General features: G+C 59.9%; 20 protein-coding genes and 1 pseudogene. 5 read left to right on the forward strand and 16 right to left on the reverse strand.

The genetic code is table 11. The annotated features are described in order from the left end of the window. The first annotated feature begins 2 nt into the window (after window positions 1-2). The gene (locus Q1A44_RS18135) at window positions 3-1058 is read left to right on the forward strand and encodes an iron ABC transporter permease (protein ID WP_299628118.1); all 1056 of its coding nucleotides are present in this window, start codon (window positions 3-5) and stop codon (window positions 1056-1058) included. Between the two features lie 16 nt (window positions 1059-1074). Here the strand turns inward: Q1A44_RS18135 and Q1A44_RS21915 are convergent, their stop codons facing one another. From Q1A44_RS21915 to Q1A44_RS18165, 7 genes and pseudogenes are all read right to left on the reverse strand, one after another. Next, on the reverse strand, window positions 1075-1758 hold the full coding sequence (locus tag Q1A44_RS21915; RefSeq protein ID WP_366942615.1) for a DUF1513 domain-containing protein: 684 nt from the start codon (window positions 1756-1758) through the stop codon (window positions 1075-1077). After that, the gene (locus tag Q1A44_RS21920; RefSeq protein ID WP_366942613.1) at window positions 1664-2137 is read right to left on the reverse strand and encodes a DUF1513 domain-containing protein; all 474 of its coding nucleotides are present in this window, start codon (window positions 2135-2137) and stop codon (window positions 1664-1666) included. Before Q1A44_RS21920 ends, Q1A44_RS21915 begins: the two co-directional genes overlap by 95 nt. After that, a complete protein-coding gene (locus Q1A44_RS18145; protein WP_299628120.1) occupies window positions 2137-3129 on the reverse strand; it encodes an imelysin family protein in 993 nt (330 codons plus the stop codon). The genes Q1A44_RS21920 and Q1A44_RS18145 overlap by 1 nt, the downstream gene beginning before the upstream one ends. Beyond that, window positions 3129-4649 carry a di-heme oxidoredictase family protein gene (locus tag Q1A44_RS18150; RefSeq protein ID WP_299628122.1) on the reverse strand — a complete coding sequence of 507 codons (1521 nt, stop codon included), beginning with the start codon at window positions 4647-4649 and terminating at the stop codon, window positions 3129-3131. Before Q1A44_RS18150 ends, Q1A44_RS18145 begins: the two co-directional genes overlap by 1 nt. A gap of 167 nt (window positions 4650-4816) precedes the next feature. Further along, a pseudogene (locus Q1A44_RS18155) lies at window positions 4817-5341 on the reverse strand (imelysin family protein); the annotation flags it as partial. A gap of 16 nt (window positions 5342-5357) precedes the next feature. Next, on the reverse strand, window positions 5358-5522 hold the full coding sequence (locus Q1A44_RS18160) for a hemin uptake protein HemP (protein ID WP_299628336.1): 165 nt from the start codon (window positions 5520-5522) through the stop codon (window positions 5358-5360). After that, a complete protein-coding gene (locus Q1A44_RS18165; RefSeq protein WP_299628124.1) occupies window positions 5522-5668 on the reverse strand; it encodes a hypothetical protein in 147 nt (48 codons plus the stop codon). The genes Q1A44_RS18160 and Q1A44_RS18165 overlap by 1 nt, the downstream gene beginning before the upstream one ends. Window positions 5669-6096: 428 nt before the next feature. Here Q1A44_RS18165 and Q1A44_RS18170 point away from each other — a divergent pair, with 428 nt between their 5' ends. Beyond that, window positions 6097-6999: a LysR family transcriptional regulator gene (locus tag Q1A44_RS18170; RefSeq protein ID WP_299628125.1), complete on the forward strand. Its 903-nt coding sequence runs from the start codon at window positions 6097-6099 to the stop codon at window positions 6997-6999. Then, window positions 6996-7739 (forward strand): sulfite exporter TauE/SafE family protein, encoded by a 744-nt coding sequence (locus Q1A44_RS18175; protein ID WP_299628127.1) that lies wholly within the window; start codon window positions 6996-6998, stop codon window positions 7737-7739. Before Q1A44_RS18170 ends, Q1A44_RS18175 begins: the two co-directional genes overlap by 4 nt. 4 nt (window positions 7740-7743) lie before the next feature. Here the strand turns inward: Q1A44_RS18175 and Q1A44_RS18180 are convergent, their stop codons facing one another. The 7 genes from Q1A44_RS18180 to Q1A44_RS18210 are packed head-to-tail and all read right to left on the reverse strand — an operon-like array spanning window position 7744 to window position 13138. Continuing rightward, entirely contained in the window at window positions 7744-8409 is a 666-nt protein-coding gene (locus Q1A44_RS18180; RefSeq protein WP_299628129.1) for a fumarate hydratase C-terminal domain-containing protein, read from the reverse strand. Further along, complete coding sequence (locus Q1A44_RS18185) at window positions 8406-9362, reverse strand: fumarate hydratase (protein ID WP_299628338.1); 957 nt, start codon at window positions 9360-9362, stop codon at window positions 8406-8408. Before Q1A44_RS18185 ends, Q1A44_RS18180 begins: the two co-directional genes overlap by 4 nt. Window position 9363: 1 nt before the next feature. Next, window positions 9364-9981: a cysteine hydrolase gene (locus tag Q1A44_RS18190; RefSeq protein WP_299628131.1), complete on the reverse strand. Its 618-nt coding sequence runs from the start codon at window positions 9979-9981 to the stop codon at window positions 9364-9366. Beyond that, on the reverse strand, window positions 9978-11735 hold the full coding sequence (locus Q1A44_RS18195) for an FAD-binding protein (RefSeq protein ID WP_299628133.1): 1758 nt from the start codon (window positions 11733-11735) through the stop codon (window positions 9978-9980). Before Q1A44_RS18195 ends, Q1A44_RS18190 begins: the two co-directional genes overlap by 4 nt. Window position 11736: 1 nt before the next feature. Then, the gene (locus tag Q1A44_RS18200; RefSeq protein WP_299628135.1) at window positions 11737-12087 is read right to left on the reverse strand and encodes a succinate dehydrogenase; all 351 of its coding nucleotides are present in this window, start codon (window positions 12085-12087) and stop codon (window positions 11737-11739) included. Next, complete coding sequence (locus Q1A44_RS18205; RefSeq protein ID WP_299628137.1) at window positions 12084-12416, reverse strand: succinate dehydrogenase; 333 nt, start codon at window positions 12414-12416, stop codon at window positions 12084-12086. The genes Q1A44_RS18200 and Q1A44_RS18205 overlap by 4 nt, the downstream gene beginning before the upstream one ends. Further along, window positions 12416-13138 carry a 2Fe-2S iron-sulfur cluster-binding protein gene (locus Q1A44_RS18210; protein WP_299628139.1) on the reverse strand — a complete coding sequence of 241 codons (723 nt, stop codon included), beginning with the start codon at window positions 13136-13138 and terminating at the stop codon, window positions 12416-12418. The genes Q1A44_RS18205 and Q1A44_RS18210 overlap by 1 nt, the downstream gene beginning before the upstream one ends. A 131-nt stretch (window positions 13139-13269) precedes the next feature. On the opposite strand from Q1A44_RS18210, the gene Q1A44_RS18215 reads away from it, so the two are divergent. Then, window positions 13270-14112: a nitroreductase family protein gene (locus tag Q1A44_RS18215; RefSeq protein ID WP_299628140.1), complete on the forward strand. Its 843-nt coding sequence runs from the start codon at window positions 13270-13272 to the stop codon at window positions 14110-14112. On the opposite strand, the gene Q1A44_RS18220 is transcribed toward Q1A44_RS18215, so the two are convergent. Beyond that, complete coding sequence (locus Q1A44_RS18220; RefSeq protein WP_299628141.1) at window positions 14113-15147, reverse strand: zinc-dependent alcohol dehydrogenase family protein; 1035 nt, start codon at window positions 15145-15147, stop codon at window positions 14113-14115. Between the two features lie 107 nt (window positions 15148-15254). Beyond that, window positions 15255-16211 (reverse strand): 2OG-Fe(II) oxygenase family protein, encoded by a 957-nt coding sequence (locus tag Q1A44_RS18225; RefSeq protein ID WP_299628143.1) that lies wholly within the window; start codon window positions 16209-16211, stop codon window positions 15255-15257. 253 nt (window positions 16212-16464) lie between these two features. Here Q1A44_RS18225 and Q1A44_RS18230 point away from each other — a divergent pair, with 253 nt between their 5' ends. Continuing rightward, window positions 16465-17670 (forward strand): MFS transporter, encoded by a 1206-nt coding sequence (locus Q1A44_RS18230; RefSeq protein ID WP_299628144.1) that lies wholly within the window; start codon window positions 16465-16467, stop codon window positions 17668-17670. The last annotated feature ends 12 nt before the right edge of the window (window positions 17671-17682 follow it).

A 17682-nucleotide genomic window follows, 5' to 3' on the forward strand; every position in this document is an offset into this window, starting at 1 on the left:
ACATGAGCGAGACCACAAGCATTCAACCGCAGCCGAGACGTTTTGGTGGCACCGTCACTTTGATGCTGGCGGGTATGGCGGCGCTGGTGGTCTCGCTCTCTTTTGCGATCTCGGTCGGCGCTGTGCAGGTCCCCCTTTCAACGGTCTGGAGCGTTTTTCTCAACAAACTGTCGCCCGAAATGATCGAGCAAACCTGGTCGCAGGGGCGCGAAGCGATTGTTTGGGAAATCCGGTTCCCCCGGGCGCTGCTGGCCATGATGGTGGGTGCGGGATTGGCGATGGTAGGTGCCAGCCTACAGGCAGTCACCCGCAACCCGTTGGCCGACCCGCACCTGTTGGGCATTTCGTCGGGCGGCGCGTTCGGGGCCATCCTCGCATTGCTGCACACGGGCCTGTTCCTTGGCCTGTTGACGGTGCCGTTTCTTGCCTTTCTCGGCGCGCTTGGAGCTACCGTTATTGTGCTTGGTGTGTCGCGCTTTGCTGCGGCAACCAGTGCCGATCGCCTGGTTCTGGCGGGTGTCGCAGTATCGTTCATCATCATGTCTGGGGCCAATGTTCTGATCTTTCTGGGCGATCCACGTGCAACCCATACGGTGGTGTTCTGGATGCTGGGCGGCCTGGGGCTCGCGCAATGGAGCCAGCTTGTCTATCCGCTGGTCATCCTGCTGGCCTGCGGCGGCTGGCTGATCACGCGGGCAGGAGCCTTGAACGCGATGACGGTCGGGGATGAAACCGCATCGACTTTGGGCATTCCTGTGGCTCGGTTTCGGCTGACTGTTTTTGTGATCGGGGCCATGATTACCGGTGTTATGGTCGCCTTTTCGGGTATCATCGGCTTTGTCGGGCTGATGGTGCCCCATGTGGTGCGGATGCTGGTGGGCGGCGATTACCTACGTGTCTTGCCCGGATCGGCGCTTGTTGGTGCTATTTTCCTGCTGTGGGCCGATATCGCCGCGCGAACCGTCATGGCCCCCGAGGACATTCCCATAGGCATTGTCACCGGACTGGTGGGCGGCGTGTTTTTCATCTGGTTGCTGGGCCGCAAGAGAGCAGGCTAACGCGCATTGGCCGCGCTTATAGCGTGATCAGATGGTTGTCCCAACGGATCTGGTGGGAGGCCGTGACAGCGCCTGTCGATGTGCCGAAAACACGGCCTGTGCCATCGGTGCAGACAAATCCATCGCGCTCCGGCGCCACACCACACACGTCCCTCATGTGCATCCGGTGGGTCAGCGCCAAGTCGCGCGCATCAATTTCCAGAAAGATACCCCCACGCGGTGAGGTGATGGCGATGCTCCGCCTGTGCGCCGCGACACTCCCGACATACGCTTGCATGCCCTTGAACGCCTCTGCCTTTGCCAAGGCTGGCCCGCCTTGTCCAAGCCTGTGGGTGCCAAGAAGCGGGGCGTGATCCGACAGATCACCCTGCCACTGCATCACAAAGGCGGCCGTTGCGTCCCGCGTGACTGCAAGGTGGTGGATCGAGTTTTTGTGGTGATCATGGCTGAGCGCGATCCGCTCCATGATCTGGCCGTCGAGTGTGGCATAGGTCAGGTTGGGGCGCATCGTTGGTATATTCAGCTTGGTGCGGCCGGTCTCGGGATGGGTTTCGATGCCGCCATTGGCGATGGCAAGCACCTCCGCATCGGGCAACAGTTTGATGTCATGCGGCCCGATCCCGCCGGATGCAAAGGCGCCGACACGTTTGTAGCCGTTGCGCGCATCCCAAACGCCAACGATGCCGTGCCCGGTTTCGATATCGTTCTTGGTGGTGAATAGTTGCGCGCCATCTGCCGAAAACGCGCCGTGTCCGAAAAAAATGCGATCCTTGTGGTGCAAGGAGCTGGGCGATCTGCGTCCCCGTTCGGCAATCCAGAACGATTGCAAAAGTACCCGGCCGTCGCGCAAAGGCGACAACCTCGGCTCGCGTCGGGTGAGCTGCCGCAGCGTGGCCACGGGTTGGCAAAGCCCGTTTGAATGCGATCCGCCCATCTGTACTCAATCCGCACAGGACAAAAGATCGGTTTGGTGTCATGCCTGCTGACAGAAATGCGGGGTCACCCACATCTGCCCAACCTGAAACAGGGGCCAGTCCGGTCGCCAGCCTGGACGCGATGAAGGCCCTCCGGCTGGTCATCAGTCGCCATCCAACGCGTTGAACCCAGCCGCGATGCCGAGGCTTGGACCGACACGTTGGGTCAAATGCAGGCGGATGGCATTTACGTTTTGCTGAAGCACCTCGATGCGAAGCCGGGTTTGCGGGTCGCTGACCCCGGCAAAGATCGGATCGTTGAGCACCTCAGCCCGTGCGATCGCGGTGGCAAGGGCGGCGGTGAGTTGAGGATCGCTGCCCGAGATCAGGTTGGCCAAGTGCGCGGTTGCTTGCAGCGACAAGATCACGTGGCGCAGGGAACGCCCTGATCGCCATGCTTCGGCCCGTGACGGGCGAGGTCGGTCAAACGTGCCCAACGGGCGGCCCAGGCGGGCATGTGCGGTGAACTCCAAGCCCGTCATGAGGGCCGTGAACAACTGGCGCTCCGCTTCGCTTGTCGTGCGGAAACGGTCATTGCCGGGGCGGGACATTTCGGTGCCGTACCCGCCTTGCCACCCATCAAGGATCGCGGCGGCGTTTGTGGCGATGTCACCGGTGATGGCCCGCACAAGAGCGCAGTGTCTGGACCGATTGATTGTGACGCTGAATTGCGGGTCACAGAGCATGTAATCCAGCGCATAAATCCCGCGCGCGGCGATGGACACGGTTGAAAACGCGTCGGGTTGCGTGACGGCTGCGTCATTGTTCTGGATCAGGGCAGACAGTGCCCGGGGCGTGGCGCTGCGTGGATCTGGCCAAAACGCCAACGCGAAGGCGCGGCCGTTCTGCTCGGATGGGCCGAACCGCAGGTGGCTGACACGCACCCATGCATCAAACGCGTCATGATAAGCGGTAACAAGCTGGGCATTGTCAGGGGCGCAATCGCGTGCCGCTGCCACCCTCAGATAGGCGGCTTCTGCCGCGAGGCTTTGGTATCTGGGAACAACATGATCCGCGACGATGGCCTTCAGATCTACATCATCGGCCAGTGCGGGCGTTTCCGCCAGGACGCAGAGTGCAAACAGAAACAGACGCACTACAGACTTTCCAGAAATTCAATTAAGGCGGCACCATCAGCAGGGGGCATGACGACTACGGCGTCCCGTTGCGCCTGCGCCTCGCCGCCGTGCCACAGGACCGCCTCCAACAGTGATCGGGCCCGGCCATCGTGCAGGAAATATGCATGCCCCGAAACCTGGCGCGTCAGGCCGATCCCCCATAACGGTGGTGTCCGCCACTCTGTACCGGATGCCCGCCCTTCGGGCCGATTGTCGGCAAGGCCCGGCCCCATGTCGTGCACCAACATGTCGGTGTAAGGCCAGATCAGTTGAAAGCTTTGTTCCGGCTGATCAACAAGCCGATGCGTGACAAAAGAGGGCTGGTGGCAACCGGTGCAGCCGGTGTCGTAAAAGACCTGCTTACCGCGCAAGACCTGGGGATCATCGACAGCACGCCGCGCAGGTACGCCGAGGTTTCGGCTGTAGAACGTCACCAGATCGAGGCCCGCGGCGTCAATTTCGAACCCGCGTATATCAGTGTTGCCATGCGGTGCCGCGCGGCAATCCCATTGGCGTTGCGTACATTCCCCCCAAGGGTCGGGGAAGAGCGGGCTGGAAATGCCTATATCTCCGACAAAGGCGGCGGCAGATTGTTGGCGGATTGTCGGTGTTCCGGCCTTGAGCCCGAAACGGCCCAGCATCGGTTGGTCAAACTCGACAGACCAGACGATGTTGGGGCGCCCCGATATCCCGTCACCATTAACGTCATACGGGTCCGCAAGGGCCAGAATATCGGCCGCCGGGATTGCTTCAAGCAACCCCAGGCCGATCATCTGGGGAGCGACACGCGGGCTTAGCATTGCGTCAGCGTGAAGCGGACCATATCCCAGATCGGTGGCCGTGTAGGTCGGCATGCGCAAGCTTGCTGCTGCGCCGCCTGACAATGGGACGACCTTCTCGTCGTATTTGACCTCAAGCCTGTATTCAGCCGGATGGCCGGGCAAGCTGAAATCCTGCATCTGATTGCCGTAGGTTGGTTCAGGTAGTGTAGCGATATACCCCTCAATCTCGTCTGCTAGCGACCTGTGCGGCGCGGGTATCGAAACGCGCAGGAACATGGAAATCGCGGTGTCGTCTGGTCCCTCCGGCGGATGGCCCCGCCCATCCTTGATGTGGCATCGCTGGCAAGACCGTGCGTTGTAAAGAGGCCCAAGCCCATCCGAGGTCAGGGTCGATGATGGCGAGGACACCCACAGCTTGCGGAACAAACCGTTGCCGACCTTGAAGGTCAGTTCATCCTCAAAACTGATATTGGCTGACGGTTGGGAAAACGCGTTCGCGGTACCCGTTGTGCGGACCGTCGCGGCGCCGGCAGCATTGCCCTCAAAAGGCTGCGCTGCATCAAATGTGGTCGGGGCAGCGGTGACGGATGCGACACGCGCCGTTTCGACCTGTGTGCGCGGGCTGATGTGCAAATGCCGTTCATCCAGAGGCCCGGCCACCCCCGCGATAGGGATGACTATAGCAAGCAATACGGTCGAGGTCGGTCGCGAGTTCATTGTCATGGCTGCCGGACACGAGGTCTTTATTGGAACACGGCGTCCGGGTCGTCGAGGCTGTCGGACCCTTCCACTGCAATTGACGTGCCCAAGGCCGCAACCACTCGTTCGATGCTCCGGGTTTGGTCGATCAGACCGTTGACGCCCCCCATAATCAGCGCCGCACCTGCGACATTCGCCTCGATCCCATCCGCCTCTTGTAATGTCTCCTTCAGCAGCGCCGGGGTAATGATGGATGCGTCCACGACCATACCGGACAACGTAAAGCTGGAATTGGCCACGACATTCAGGATTGCCGCCCCGTTTTCGTCCGTCGCCCCGCCGTAGGAGGCGTCAACATAGTCAATCAACACCTCGTCGAGAGGCCACGCGTTCACCTTCCCCTCCCAATCATCAACGATGGCATTGCCAAAGCGAAAGACCTCGCTTTGCTGATAGGGCACACGCGCGGCCAGCCACGCGGCCTTGGCGCGTTCCAGTGCCTGGGCTGATGGATCGGCCAGCAATGTGTTAACGGCTGTCTGCAAACGCTGGGCGGTGATCAGGCTATCGGCGTAGTTCGCGGTGGCGATGTCGGCATACGTCGTCAAGACGGCACTCTTGGTTGCGGGGGCTTCCGCCCATGCGGTCGTGCCGAGGCAAAGCGTGAGGGCTTGTGTGGCGCGCCGGCGCTTGCCTGATTGACGTGCCACGCCGACGTATTTGCGGTCACTTCGTCAGGATCAGTTTGCCCGCACGGGTAATGCGCAGGGTGTAAAGCTTATCGTCCAGCTTTATCCGCGCGAGATCGCCGCCTTGGGTGAGATCGGTGGCGTCGTAGACGGGCAATTCGTCCTTTGGTCGAACGGTTGCCTGCCGTGCTACATTCACCATCATGACTGTGTCCGCCGGACATGTTCGAACCTGTCGATCAACCATTCGATGTTCAGGATGTGCGGCAGCCCCAGCGAGATGGAGGCGCATAGGCATTCCATCACCTCGCGGTGCCACGGAGCAGTGTCATCTTGAGCTTTTTGCATAATCCCACGCCTTTTGGAGTGTTGGATGTCTGGCTTGCCGAAGACTCACTTGGCTGGCAGGGGCTTAAAGTTGAGCGAATTACTCAGATTAAGCAAGTGTTAAATTTACTGTTTTTGTAAGGAGAAATAACTTTGTATTTATAGTGGTTTACAGGCTGACGAACTGTAGAGCGTCATGTGTTGAGCGTTGGCCACCAAAGGCCGTTGCGAGTTTATTGAGGCAAGCCAGTAACCTCTGAACAGGGGGCCGTCAGCTTTGAAAAGTGCAAAGTGTTCAGGGATCGTTTCAATCCTAATACTCTGGTGGACTTTTCCCTTGGGTAATTCGCCAACACCACCTATCGCTAGGGCATCGTTAGTTGGGCTTTCTCAAAGCGTCCAACCTTTATGAATACTGTCAACGTCTCTTACTGAACGACGGAGGAACCATGACCATCCGGAGGTTGCGAACCCTGGTCGCGGTCGCTGAAACCCGCACGTTCAGCGCAGCGGCAGAGGTCGTCCACGTGACACACGCGGCCGTCAGTCAGCAGATGCAAGCGCTTGAGGCTGATCTGGGCGTCACCTTGTTTGACCGCAGCACCAGAACGCCGCAACTGACGCCCGTCGCGCATCAGATTGTCGCCAAGGCCCGTGTTCTTGTGGCCGATTATGACAACTTGGTGCCTTCGGTTTTGAACGACAGCGGTTTGCGCGGGACGATCACTTTGGGCGTTTTGCGCACGACCTTGACCGGGCTCACGCCGCAGGCGATGGCGGTGCTCAGGTCCAAATACCCCGATGTCGGGCTGCACATCCGCCCCGGGTTGACGACCACGCTCCTGGCGGAGATTGAGCGGGGCAACCTGGACGCTGCCATCACGTCCAAGCCCTATCAACTCCCCCCCGGTGTCGTGTTTCGCCCCTTGGCGCGAGAGCCGATGCAATTGATTGCCGCCGTGGAAGAACCCGGCGACGACGCCATCACTTTGTTGAAAACGCGCCCCTTTATCCGCTTTGATCGTACTGCGGTGGTTGGTGCCTTGATTGACAACTGGATCTTGTCGCAAGGCATTAAGGTCAACGAAACGATGGAGTTGGATAGCCCCGAGGCGATCACCAGCATGGTGCGCGCAAACCTTGGAGTGTCTATCGTGCCGGAAGCGGCTGTGCCGCCGCCGGATGTCGTTCCGGTAAAACGGCTAAGCATTGGTGTCGACGCTCCTTACCGGACGCTGGGTTTTGTGCATCGTGAGAACCAGCTGAAGCGCCAAGCACTGGACGAGCTGTTTGGTGTCCTTCTATCTGTCATTCAAGCTGTCTCAGACACACGGGATCGAACCTCAACATGAGCGCTGAATTCATCTTTTACCTCGTGCTGGGGGCTGTGGCCGGTGGCTTTATCAATGGGCTGTCAGGGACGGGCACCGCCCTATTTGCGCTTGGATTTTACCTTGTGGTATTGTACCCGGTTCAGGCGGTGGCCATCGTCGCGCTGATGTCTGTTCTGGCGGGCTTGCAGGGGCTGTGGATTGTGCGGGCCGAAATCTGGGCGCAGCCCGCCCGACTGCTTCGATTTCTGGTGCCGGGCTTGATCGGAGTGCCGGTGGGCGTGTCGCTGCTGTCGGTGATCGATGCGGGCCTTTTGCGGATCGCGATTGCGAGTTTGCTGATCATTTATGGCGGCTATTTCAGTTTTCGCGCCGCATTGCCTGCATTTTCACGGCGCACGCCGTGGATCGACAGCGGGATCGGCTTTGTCGGTGGCCTGTTTGGCGGCGCGGCCTCTGTTTCAGGGGCGATACCCGCGATGTGGTTGTCGATCCGCCCCTGGACCAAGGCAGAGACGCGCGCCGTCCTACAACCCTTTAACGTTGCGATCCTGAGCACCACCGTCTGCCTGCTATTCGTGCAAGGGGCCTATGACAGGACGGCAATCAACGCCCTGATGATTACGATACCCTGTGGCTTGGTGGCGGCCCAAGTGGGCATCATGGTGTTTCGGCGGCTCAGCGACATCGGCTTTCGCCGCCTGCTGATCGCCTTGACGCTGTTGATGGGGCTGGGGGTGATGGCCAGCGAATTGTTCTGATGGCTCAGATCACCTCGTCCGTCCGGTCATCACTTTCGCCGTACCGCTTCAGAACTGCCGGTTTCGTGCCCTCATAGACCCGCGCGACATTCTCGGCGATCTTGGCGTTTTCGCGCTCAAACAGGCAGTCGCCATTAAGGTCAGAGGCTACGATAAACGGCCCCATTTTGTTGCATTTGATCACCCACATTGCCTGAGCCAGACCCAACTCTTCGTTCCAATGCACTGCCTCGACGCTTTCAACCCCGCGCCCCAGAAGCGCCCCCGTGCCATACCCCACGGTGGACAGGTATACGGCACCGTTGGGAACGAAGTATGCCTTGTAGTCGTTGGAGGTCATGCCGCCCTTGCCGACAATCAGGCGCGCGCCCGTTTTTGCCATCCATTCGGGCAACCATTTTGCAAAGCGGAACGACGCGGTCGCGGTTACGGCCCCCATGTCGAACGAGCCGTCCGCATTGATCCGCGCAGCGGGCGAGCAGTGGAAATTTGCGGCCGATTGGCTGGGCAATTCCATGGGGATGTTCGCCTTGTCCTCAAGCGCGCGCATATAGACCCCCTCGCGGGCTGTATACATCAGCCCGTCAAGGTAGACGACATCGCCGAGGCGGAGATCGGCAATCGCCTCGGGTGTCGGGGTGGTCGAGAGGCGGACTTCGCGCGGGCTCATTCTGCGGCCTCTCTTTGTGGTTCCCAATCGATTGTTTCGCGGCGCTGGTAGGGTGTGAACCAATTCGGGTCGGTGCGGTGTTCCACGCGTCCGTCGGCATGAATGCGGGCCACGGCACGGCGGGACGACAGGCAGAACGCGTGCACCGACATCGGCATGCCGCCGGTGTGGCAATACCCCACCTCGATATTGCAGTCGATCACCATGTTCTTGCCCACGAACCCCATGGCCCCCATCCCGATGGAGTTGCCAAGTTCTTTGAACTCGTCCTCCATCTCGGCAATGCGCGGGTCGGAATTGCGGCTGCCCACGATACGCAGGGTCGAGGCGCGCTTGCCCAGCGTCATACAGATGTCCTTGGATCCGCCAAGACCGATGCCAATGATGGCAGGTTGGCAGGCGAGGCCGCGTTTGCCGAACGCCATGAGGCTGTCGAGGTAGAACCGCTTGATCCCCTGAATGCCGTCGCTGGGGAACAACATGCGGTAGTCCGTGCCAAAAAGCCCCCCTTTGTGAACCGTGATCAGGTCGATCCATTCACCTTCGGGTTCGAACCCGTATTCGATCTCGGGGGCGCCGATGCCGACGTTGTTGTTGTGATCCGTCCGCCAGAGTGGATGCACGCGGTTGGGGCGCAGAGGCACGCCATTTGTGGCATTGGCCGTGGCGCGGCGCAGGGCAGCCTCAAGCGCCACCATCCCACCTTCAACCTGTGCTTCATTCCCCATCTTGACGAACCAGCGTGGCACACCGGTATCGCCGCACATCGCGCGGCGGTCTTCCTTGGCGGCCTCATAGTTGTCAAGCATCGCCTTGAGGACAAAGGAGGACAGGTCCCCATCCTCGGTCTTGGCCGCGTGCTTGAGGCCGTCGAGGTAATCCTGTGGGATTTCAATGGCCGCTTTGTCCATAAGAACTTCGGCAGTGGACTGGATGACCGAAATGGGGATCACGTCACGCGCCTCCAGATACATCATGCATGGCGGCGATCAGTGTATCGCGTGTTTGCACTGCACCGGTTTGAAGATATTCCATCGCCCGAAGGGAGGCATCATGCGCCGCGATGGATGAACCCGCAACGCAGTCCTCGGCCACCCGGCAATGATAATCCCATTGGTGTCCATCGACGAATGTATAGTGCACGCAGACGTCAGTAAGACCTCCACAAAGCAACAGGGTCTTGGCCTTGAGGCCACGCAGCAGGATTTCCAAGTCTGTGCCAAAGAACGCAGAATACCTGCGCTTGTGCACGATATAGTCGCCCGGGCGGAAGCCCATTTCGTCAAAGGCGATCTCGGTTCGGGGATCGTTGTCGAGGCAATGCACTTCCTCGTCGCCATCCAGTTCGCGCCCGAAATCCACGCCATCCGCGCGGTGGATTTCCTGAACGAAAACGACGGGTACGCCAGTATCATGCGCCGCATCTATCAGGGCGCGCGCCGCCAGCATCCGGTCGCGGTATCCGGGCATGTTGGCGATGGCTCTGTCTGTACTGTTGTCGATAAAGGTCGAGGCCTGAATGTCGATGACGATCAGTGCGGCGCGCCCGACGATGAGATTGTGTTGTGTCATTGTACTGCCACCAGTGTGTTGGGTGCGTCTGCGGGCAAGATGGATTCGCCCGGTTTGACAATAGTGAATTGAACGGGTTCTCGGGTGATGGTGACAGTTTCGCCATCTTGCGTCGCTACTGTAAAGTCACTGTCTTCCATCGCGCCCGGATCCGGGAAGTCCTCGCGGTAATGCGCCCCGCGCGAATTTTCGCGGGCGATCCCCGCTTTTGTGATGACTTCGGAGACATCACAAAGTGAACGCAGGTTCAGCCAGTCATGCCAGGTCAGGTTGAAAGCGAGGTTGCTGGCATTCACTCCCACATCCATCAGTGCGCCAGAGACCTGGGCGATCCCGCCCAACCCGCGTTTCATCCCCGCCTCGGTCCGCATCACGCCGACCTCGTCCCACATCACCTCCTGCAACTGCTTGCGCAGTGGTAGGATCAGGTCGGGTTTGCGGGTCAGGGGAAAGGTGGCGCGTTCGAACTCGGCCGCAAGTACGTTTTCATCCGGGTCGCGCAGGGTCATGTGCACCACGTCGCGGCCCATCGTATCGCCCGCGATACCGCCATAGACGGTCGAGTTCGCAACCCCGTTGCCGCCCAGCCGGTTCGACCCGTGCGCGCCGCCTGCGTCCTCGCCCGCCACATAGAGCCCTTCCATCGCCGTACGCGTGTCTACGTCCACAACAACACCGCCCATGAAGTAGTGCGCCGTTGGCACGACCTCGACAAGACCACCGGCCAGATCGAACCCGCTATCGGCGCAGCGTTTGACCATGCCCTTGAACTTTTGGCGTACATTTTCCGGACCCAAATGGGCCATGGAGATGAACACACCCTCTTGCGCTGGATCATTGGTCTTGCGCATCTCGGCATAGATGCCGCGGCTGACGACGTCGCGTGTGGCACGCTCGCCCTTGGCGTCATAGTCGAACATGAATCGCTGACCTGCGTGGTTGATAAGCCGACCGCCCGCACCACGCAGCCCTTCTTCAAGCACGGTTCCAGTCATCCGCGTATGGTCGCCCGCAAGAAGGCCGGTGGGGTGGAACTGCACCATTTCCATATCCCGCAGTGGCAAGCCCGCCCGCAGTGCCATGGCAAGCCCGTCCATCGTCTTGTCGCCGCTTGGGGTGTGGTACTTATACATCGTGGGGCCGCCGCCCGTGGCCATCAACACAGTCTTGGCCCGCACCAAACGGAAGTGTCCGGTGCGCATGTCGATCATCAGGACCCCTGCCAGCGCACTGCGATCCTTGGTCGGGATCAGGCCGACGGCGCGGTGCTCCTGCATCTTCTCGACACCGCTGGCGAGCACCTTTTCCATCAGCCGATTGATGATCTCGATCCCTGTCAGGTCGCCCTTGTGCACGGTGCGGTCCGCCGTTTGGCCTGCAAACGCTTTCTGGTGCAGCGAGCCATCGGGGTTGCGATCAAAGAAACAGCCGACCTCGTTCTCCAACTCGCGGATGCGCACGACCGCCTGCTCGCACAGTCGCCACGCCATGTCCTGATTGGGTAACCATTTGCCGCCTTGGATCGTGTCCATGAAATGCCGCTCGACTGTGTCGCCCCCGCCCAAAGCCACGTTGTAGCCACCTTGTACCATTCGTGTGCAGCCGCATTTGCCGATCAGTCCTTTGACGGCGATGGTGATGCGCGTGCCTTCGGGCGCAGTTTGCTGGGCGTGAAGGGCGGCGAACAGCCCAGCGCCCCCCGTTCCGAGGATCAGGATATCGGTGTCATGCCGTTCGATGTCCGAGATGCGCATATCAGACTGCCTTGAGCAAAAAGAGGGTAGCGATCAGAAAAGACACGGCAGCCGCGCTCGCAGCTAGTGTCTTTTGTGAGGCTGTCCATGGCAGCCATTCCAGCGCCATCAGCCGCAGACCGCCGAACATGTGAACAGCAAGCAAAAAGACCAACCCGAACTCGGCCAGCTTGATCGCGCTCGCCTCGGTCAGGCGCAAGAACCCATCGAGCCGGGCAGGGTCAGTCATCGCCAGCGCAAGCACCCAAAAGTGCAGCGGTAGAAAAAGGGCCAGCCCAAGACCTGACAGTCGGTGCAAGATGTAAGCCAGCCACAAGGGGTGCGCGCGTGCGGTAACGCCGGTCGCCCTCATGCGAAGGTCACGGCCCAGACGGCCCGTGCTCCCATCGCGAAAAGGCTCAGACCGGTGAGCCACATGAAGGCGTCGAGCGCGCGCCCTCGCAATCCCACCCACTCACACGCGATGCTGCGCAGCCCAATCGCGCCGTGGACTGCGACGGCCGCGGCAAAGGTGCCGTAAAAGGCAAACCACAGGATCGAACCCTGCGTACGGCCTAGGATTTCACCGGCGCTGAGGCCCCCCTGCACCGCGTAGATCATCACGGCCAAGTGCCCCAGAACCAGCGGCGCCATCAGCAGTGCCGTGACCCGTTGCAGCATGTAAAGACGCAGGTTCAGCATCAGCGCCACCTCTGAAATAATGACTTGGCCGTTTCGCGTTTCAGCCCGGCAATGGCAGACATCGGGTCTAGGTCATTCGGGCAATAGGTCGTGCACGAGCCGATGGAATGGCAGTTGTGGCAACCACCCTTGTCCGAAACAGCGTCCAGAATGGCCGCACGCCCATCGTCCTTGGCATCGTTGAGCAAGGTCCACGCACGCTGCAGTGCTGCGGGACCAAGGTAGTCATCATTTGCGGTTACTGTATCGCAGGCGGCATAGCAGACCGAACAGTTAATGCACTCGATCCCCGCATCGGCCACCGCCCGGGCGGCGGTTGAGGTATCGACGGGGGCAATTGGGTCATCGCGGGTCAAGGCGCCGTGATGCACCCCTTCGGCGGCGACCCATTTGTCGAAAAACGGGTCCATGTCAACCGCGAGGTCCTTGATGACCGGCAGATTGCGCAGAGGGGCGATGGTGACAGCGTTGCCCCGCAAGACCTTTGAGATATGCGTGCGGCAGGTCCAGCGCGGAACCCCGTTCACCATCATCGCACAGCTGCCGCACATGCCGACGCGACAGGCATATCGGTAGCTGAGAGTTGGATCGGCGTTTTGCTGGACCCAGGACACCACGTCGAGAACGGTTTGATTCGTGTAGGCGGGCACATCAAAAACGGTCTGCACATGCGCAGTATCTGGGCCACGATCAATCGTTACTTTGAGGGTTTCTTGGGTCATAAGAGGAGGTATCTTTGGATGGCTGTACGGTTGGGGTTCATCATAGCTGATAGCGCATCTTTATGAACGTGAATAAATCTTTCGGGTTTTGTTAGCTTTGCTTTCCAAGTGCCCAGATGAGAAAGGCAGATATGACAACCGATCCGCATGCCAGCCTGCAACCGATCTTTGCCGCCCGTTTTGCCGACCCGCCTACGACGCACGAGGACGCCGCTGACACCGACCTTATCCGGTCCATGGCGGGGCGCGGGTCATGCCGGGCTTTTCTGGACGACCCCGTGCCCGCACCCTTGATCGAGACGCTGTGTGCCACCGCGTTGGCTGCACCAACCAAAAGCGATCTGCAACAGCGTGACATCGTCCTGATCCAGTCCAGCGACATACGCCAGCGTCTTGCTGAGCTGGTCGCTGGACAGGCCTGGGTTGCGGATGCCCCAATGATCGCCGTGTTTTGCGGGAACAACCGGCGGCAAAGACTTCTGCACGACTGGCACGGTGTGCCTTTTGCCAATGATCACCTGGACGCACTGTTTAACGCTGTCGGGGACGCGGCCATTGCTTTGGGGGCCTTTGTGACGGCCGCCGAGGCATTGGGCCTGGGCTGTTGTCCGATCAGCGCGGTGCGCAACGAGGCGGCGGCGGTGTCAGAGCTATTGCAGTTGCCGTCGCACGTCTTTCCGTTTGCGGGGCTTGCCTTTGGATATCCTGCGTCCGCGCCTTTGATATCGATGCGATTGCCTTTGTCCGTTACCTGCCATGTGGATCGATACCAAGAGGCCGGTTTGCGCGATGCCGTGCAGACCTACGACCGGGCACGGGCCGAAACGCAACCCTATGATAAACAGAGATTTCTGGCCACGTTCGGTGACGACCCCGACTATGGTTGGAGCACAGACAAGGTTCGACAATACAATGCACCCGAGCGCGACGGCTTTGGCGACTATATTCGTGCGCAGGGGTTCAAGCTGGACTGATCAGGTGGCGAAATCCGTAATCACGGCAGTGCCGGGCGCCGTTGGGCCCTTCATGGCGCGCAGTTCGGCACTTGCGCCCGAAAGCGATACAGTCCGGTCGAGCATCGGGCTCAGGTCGACATCACCGCGCTCGATCATTCCAAGAAGGGTGGGATATTTCCACGACGGCATGCCGCGCGTGCCGTAAAACGCCAGTTGTTTGGCATAAATGGCGCGCATGTTGATATGCATCATCCCATCTCCCGCAGGCATGCCCACATGCACGTGACGGCCGAGCGTGGCCAGACACTCGACCGAGGCATTGGTTGTCGCCGCAATCCCCAGCGCCTCGATAGACACCTGAGCGCCGCCGCCGGTCAGATCGCGGATAGCGACTGGCACGTCCTGAGTTGATGCATTCACTGCTGCATCTGCGCCAAGTGCCAAGGCGTGGGTCAGCTTTTCCTCAACGATATCAACCACAACAACTCTTGCGCCGAGCATCTTGGCCAGCAACAGGGCAGACAGCCCGATCCCGCCCGTGCCATGCACCGCAACCCATTCGCCGGCCCGCACACCTGCGCGATCCGTCAGGGCGTGCCACGCGGTTGTTACCCGACAGCCCAATCCGGCTGCTAGCGCAGGCGACAATGTGTCGGGCAGATGGACAAGGTTGTGATCAAAGGGTACGGCCACGAACTCTGCATAAGCGCCGGGCGCGCCAAAGCCCGGCACGACCGAGTGTTCGCATGTATTTGAGGCGCCTGTCTGGCAGGCTGGACAATCTCCGCACCCCAGAATAAAGGGCGCAATCAACCGATCACCGATCGTGTGTTTGGCCTGCGGACCTGCGGCAACAACCGTCCCGCAATATTCGTGGCCGAGGATTGACCCGTCGCTGACTTTGGGATGCTCGCCGACCCAACCATGATAGTCGGACCGACACACGCCGCAGGCGGCCACCTCAAGCACCACACCATTGGCCGGGCAATCGGGGTCCGGCACGGTTTCGAGTGACAGGTCTTCGTTGAACGCTCTGACAACGGCTGCACGCATGGTCTTGTCCTTTTGAATCTTGACGGGCCTGAGTTTTGCAGGCCCGTATTGCCCCTGAGTTTGACGCCGATCAGAGCGATTTCAAAGACCTGAATTTTCGGGGTATCTCAACCCGCCGCTGCACTGTTTTGGTGAGCGTCATAGCTTGCCTCCAACTCACCGCGCAGGAACGCGCCAAAGTTCAAAGGCTCAAACCTGGCCTGGCCCGTACCGGGCAGGGGCGCAATGTCGGTTGAGACGTGAGGATCAAAGAAAAACGGCACAGAGTAGCGTTCCCGCCCGCTTTTGTTGATCACCCGGTGCGGTGTGGAGAGCAGAGTGCCGTTTGACATCCGATGCAGCATATCACCCACGTTGACGATGAACGCGTTTTTCATCGGGGGGGCGTCGACCCATTGCCCTGCGGGTGTCTGCACCTGCAAACCGCCCACGTCATCTTGGGCAAGCAGCGTCAAACAGCCAAAATCCTTATGCGGAGCAGAGCCATAGAGGTCTCCTGGCGCCTGTGGGGGTTGCGGCGGATAGTGCAAAAGGCGCAGCCAGATCGTGGGCGTGTAAAAGGACGACAGCGCAGAGCGATCCGTGACGCCCATTGCGTCAAGGGCCAAGCCCATCAACTGTTGCCCCAGTCTCGTCATCGCTTGGGCATAAGCCTCACACGCCTCTCGAAACCCTGCCAATGCTGGCCACTGGTTTGGCCCGGACAGATAGACATGCGGGTCCACCGCCACATCGTCGCGCATCATCATGAACGATGCAGATTGGTTGGGTTTGGTCACCTCAGCCAGATCTGAATTCACATCGGTAGATGTGTTGATCGCGATATACCCCCGGTGGTTTTTGTCTAACTGCACCGCTTGTTTTGCGACCTCGGGCAGGGCGTGAAATCGCCTTGAGGCATCAAAAACCGCCGCACGCAATGCCGGGTCGATCCCGTGGTTTGTGATATAGGCGAACCCGGTTTCACCGTAAGCCTTGGCAAAGTCCGCGGCCAACGCTTTGGTATCTTGCCCGTTGATCATTGGGCTTAGGTCCAGCACTGGAATGTCGGTAAACTCAGTCATGTCTTTTCTCCGAACAGGTTTCTTAGGATGGGCAAACGCGGGTTTGCTATCCGGCAAAACGCTTTCGGCGATATGCGCTGTGACGCTCCAGAACGACGAGGTGTGGAAAATCTGACATAATTATGAGGCTAGGGCGATCCGCGTTGCCTATCAACCATTTCATTCTCAAGGGGTGCCGGACGAATTGAACAGTCTGTTTTGCGCGGATTGTATTTGCCTTGCTTTGCGGCGGGCGACGCTCCATTCCAACACCATGCTCAAGAACCGCGCGACCACGTTTATTCTGATCACCCTGATGATTGATGCCATCGGGATCGGAATCGTGTTTCCGATCATGCCCGATCTGATGGACCGGGTTGGCGCGGGCGACACCGGGCAAGGTGCGTTTTGGGGCGGGGTTCTGATGGCGTCCTATGCGGGCGCTTTGTTCTTGTGCGGCCCGATTGTGGGCAGCATCTCGGACGCTATAGGGCGCAGGCCTATCCTGATCGCGGCGCTTGTCATGCTGGCTGTGGACTACGTGATCATGGCCTTGGCCGACAGCTTTTGGCTACTGCTCGTGGGGCGGACCCTCGCAGGTTTGGCGGGAGCGACTTACATCACCGCGACGGCCTATATGGCCGATATTTCGTCCCCGCAGGAAAAGGCTTCGAACTTCGGGTTGATTGGGGCCGCCTTTGGCATCGGATTTGTCCTTGGCCCTGCCGTTGGCGGGATCGCGGCCGAGATCAGCCTTTCAGCCCCGTTCTGGATTGCGGCGGCCCTGTCTGCGGCCAACGCGGTCTTTGGTTTCTTTGTCCTGCCCGAGAGCCTGAAACCGGAAAAGCGACGCCCCTTTGGCAAGCGGGACCTGAATCCGTTCAAATCCATCGTCGACGCGTTCCGTATTCCCGGACTGGCGGTGCCGCTCTTGTGCATTTTCATCTTTGAGTTTGCGAACCTTGTCTACCCTACTCTTTGGGCGTTCTGGACGCGCGAAGTCTTTGACTGGCCAACGCTCTATATCGGGTTGTCTCTGGCGGCCTACGGCGTCTTGTTGGCGCTAGTGCAGGGGGGCTTGATGCCGATCCTCATTCGGTGGATCGGTGATTTTCGGACCCTCATGTTGGGCATGGTCTCAGCGCTGGTCGCGATGATCGGGTTTGGCTTCACCGGCACGGTGGTGGTGCTGATCATCTTTCTGCTGCTGGCCGCATTGTCGGACCTGGTGCCCGCCCTCATGACGGCGATGGCTTCCAACCAGGTGGACGAGGACCGCCAAGGCGTCGTGCAGGGGGTCATCGCGTCGCTGTCATCGGTGGCTGCTGTTGCGTCACCACTGGTGATGACGGGAATTTTTCAGGGCGCTGTGGACGATGAGGGCGTCTATTTCCCCGGCGCGCCGTTCCTCTTTGCCGCCGTTTTGGTTCTGGCAATGATGCCCTTGGTTTTCCGGCTGCGCGGGCACGCGTCGATATAGGCCACGCGTGCC

The organism is uncultured Tateyamaria sp. (assembly GCF_947503705.1).
Classification (GTDB): domain Bacteria; phylum Pseudomonadota; class Alphaproteobacteria; order Rhodobacterales; family Rhodobacteraceae; genus Tateyamaria.

Excerpts from the sequence above, each read along its gene's own strand:
- Q1A44_RS18210 (WP_299628139.1), bottom strand. The coding sequence starts at position 13,138 with ATGACCCAAGAAACCCTCAAAGTAACGATTGATCGTGGCCCAGATACT.
- Q1A44_RS18170 (WP_299628125.1), top strand. The coding sequence starts at position 6,097 with ATGACCATCCGGAGGTTGCGAACCCTGGTCGCGGTCGCTGAAACCCGC.
- Q1A44_RS18150 (WP_299628122.1), bottom strand. The coding sequence starts at position 4,649 with ATGAACTCGCGACCGACCTCGACCGTATTGCTTGCTATAGTCATCCCT.
- Q1A44_RS18215 (WP_299628140.1), top strand. The coding sequence starts at position 13,270 with ATGACAACCGATCCGCATGCCAGCCTGCAACCGATCTTTGCCGCCCGT.
- Q1A44_RS18175 (WP_299628127.1), top strand. The coding sequence starts at position 6,996 with ATGAGCGCTGAATTCATCTTTTACCTCGTGCTGGGGGCTGTGGCCGGT.
- Q1A44_RS18220 (WP_299628141.1), bottom strand. The coding sequence starts at position 15,147 with ATGCGTGCAGCCGTTGTCAGAGCGTTCAACGAAGACCTGTCACTCGAA.
- Q1A44_RS21920 (WP_366942613.1), bottom strand. The coding sequence starts at position 2,137 with ATGACCAGCCGGAGGGCCTTCATCGCGTCCAGGCTGGCGACCGGACTG.
- Q1A44_RS18180 (WP_299628129.1), bottom strand. The coding sequence starts at position 8,409 with ATGAGCCCGCGCGAAGTCCGCCTCTCGACCACCCCGACACCCGAGGCG.
- Q1A44_RS18200 (WP_299628135.1), bottom strand. The coding sequence starts at position 12,087 with ATGAGGGCGACCGGCGTTACCGCACGCGCGCACCCCTTGTGGCTGGCT.
- Q1A44_RS18230 (WP_299628144.1), top strand. The coding sequence starts at position 16,465 with ATGCTCAAGAACCGCGCGACCACGTTTATTCTGATCACCCTGATGATT.
- Q1A44_RS18165 (WP_299628124.1), bottom strand. The coding sequence starts at position 5,668 with ATGCAAAAAGCTCAAGATGACACTGCTCCGTGGCACCGCGAGGTGATG.
- Q1A44_RS18135 (WP_299628118.1), top strand. The coding sequence starts at position 3 with ATGAGCGAGACCACAAGCATTCAACCGCAGCCGAGACGTTTTGGTGGC.
- Q1A44_RS18190 (WP_299628131.1), bottom strand. The coding sequence starts at position 9,981 with ATGACACAACACAATCTCATCGTCGGGCGCGCCGCACTGATCGTCATC.
- Q1A44_RS18205 (WP_299628137.1), bottom strand. The coding sequence starts at position 12,416 with ATGCTGAACCTGCGTCTTTACATGCTGCAACGGGTCACGGCACTGCTG.
- Q1A44_RS18160 (WP_299628336.1), bottom strand. The coding sequence starts at position 5,522 with ATGGTGAATGTAGCACGGCAGGCAACCGTTCGACCAAAGGACGAATTG.
- Q1A44_RS18225 (WP_299628143.1), bottom strand. The coding sequence starts at position 16,211 with ATGACTGAGTTTACCGACATTCCAGTGCTGGACCTAAGCCCAATGATC.
- Q1A44_RS18195 (WP_299628133.1), bottom strand. The coding sequence starts at position 11,735 with ATGCGCATCTCGGACATCGAACGGCATGACACCGATATCCTGATCCTC.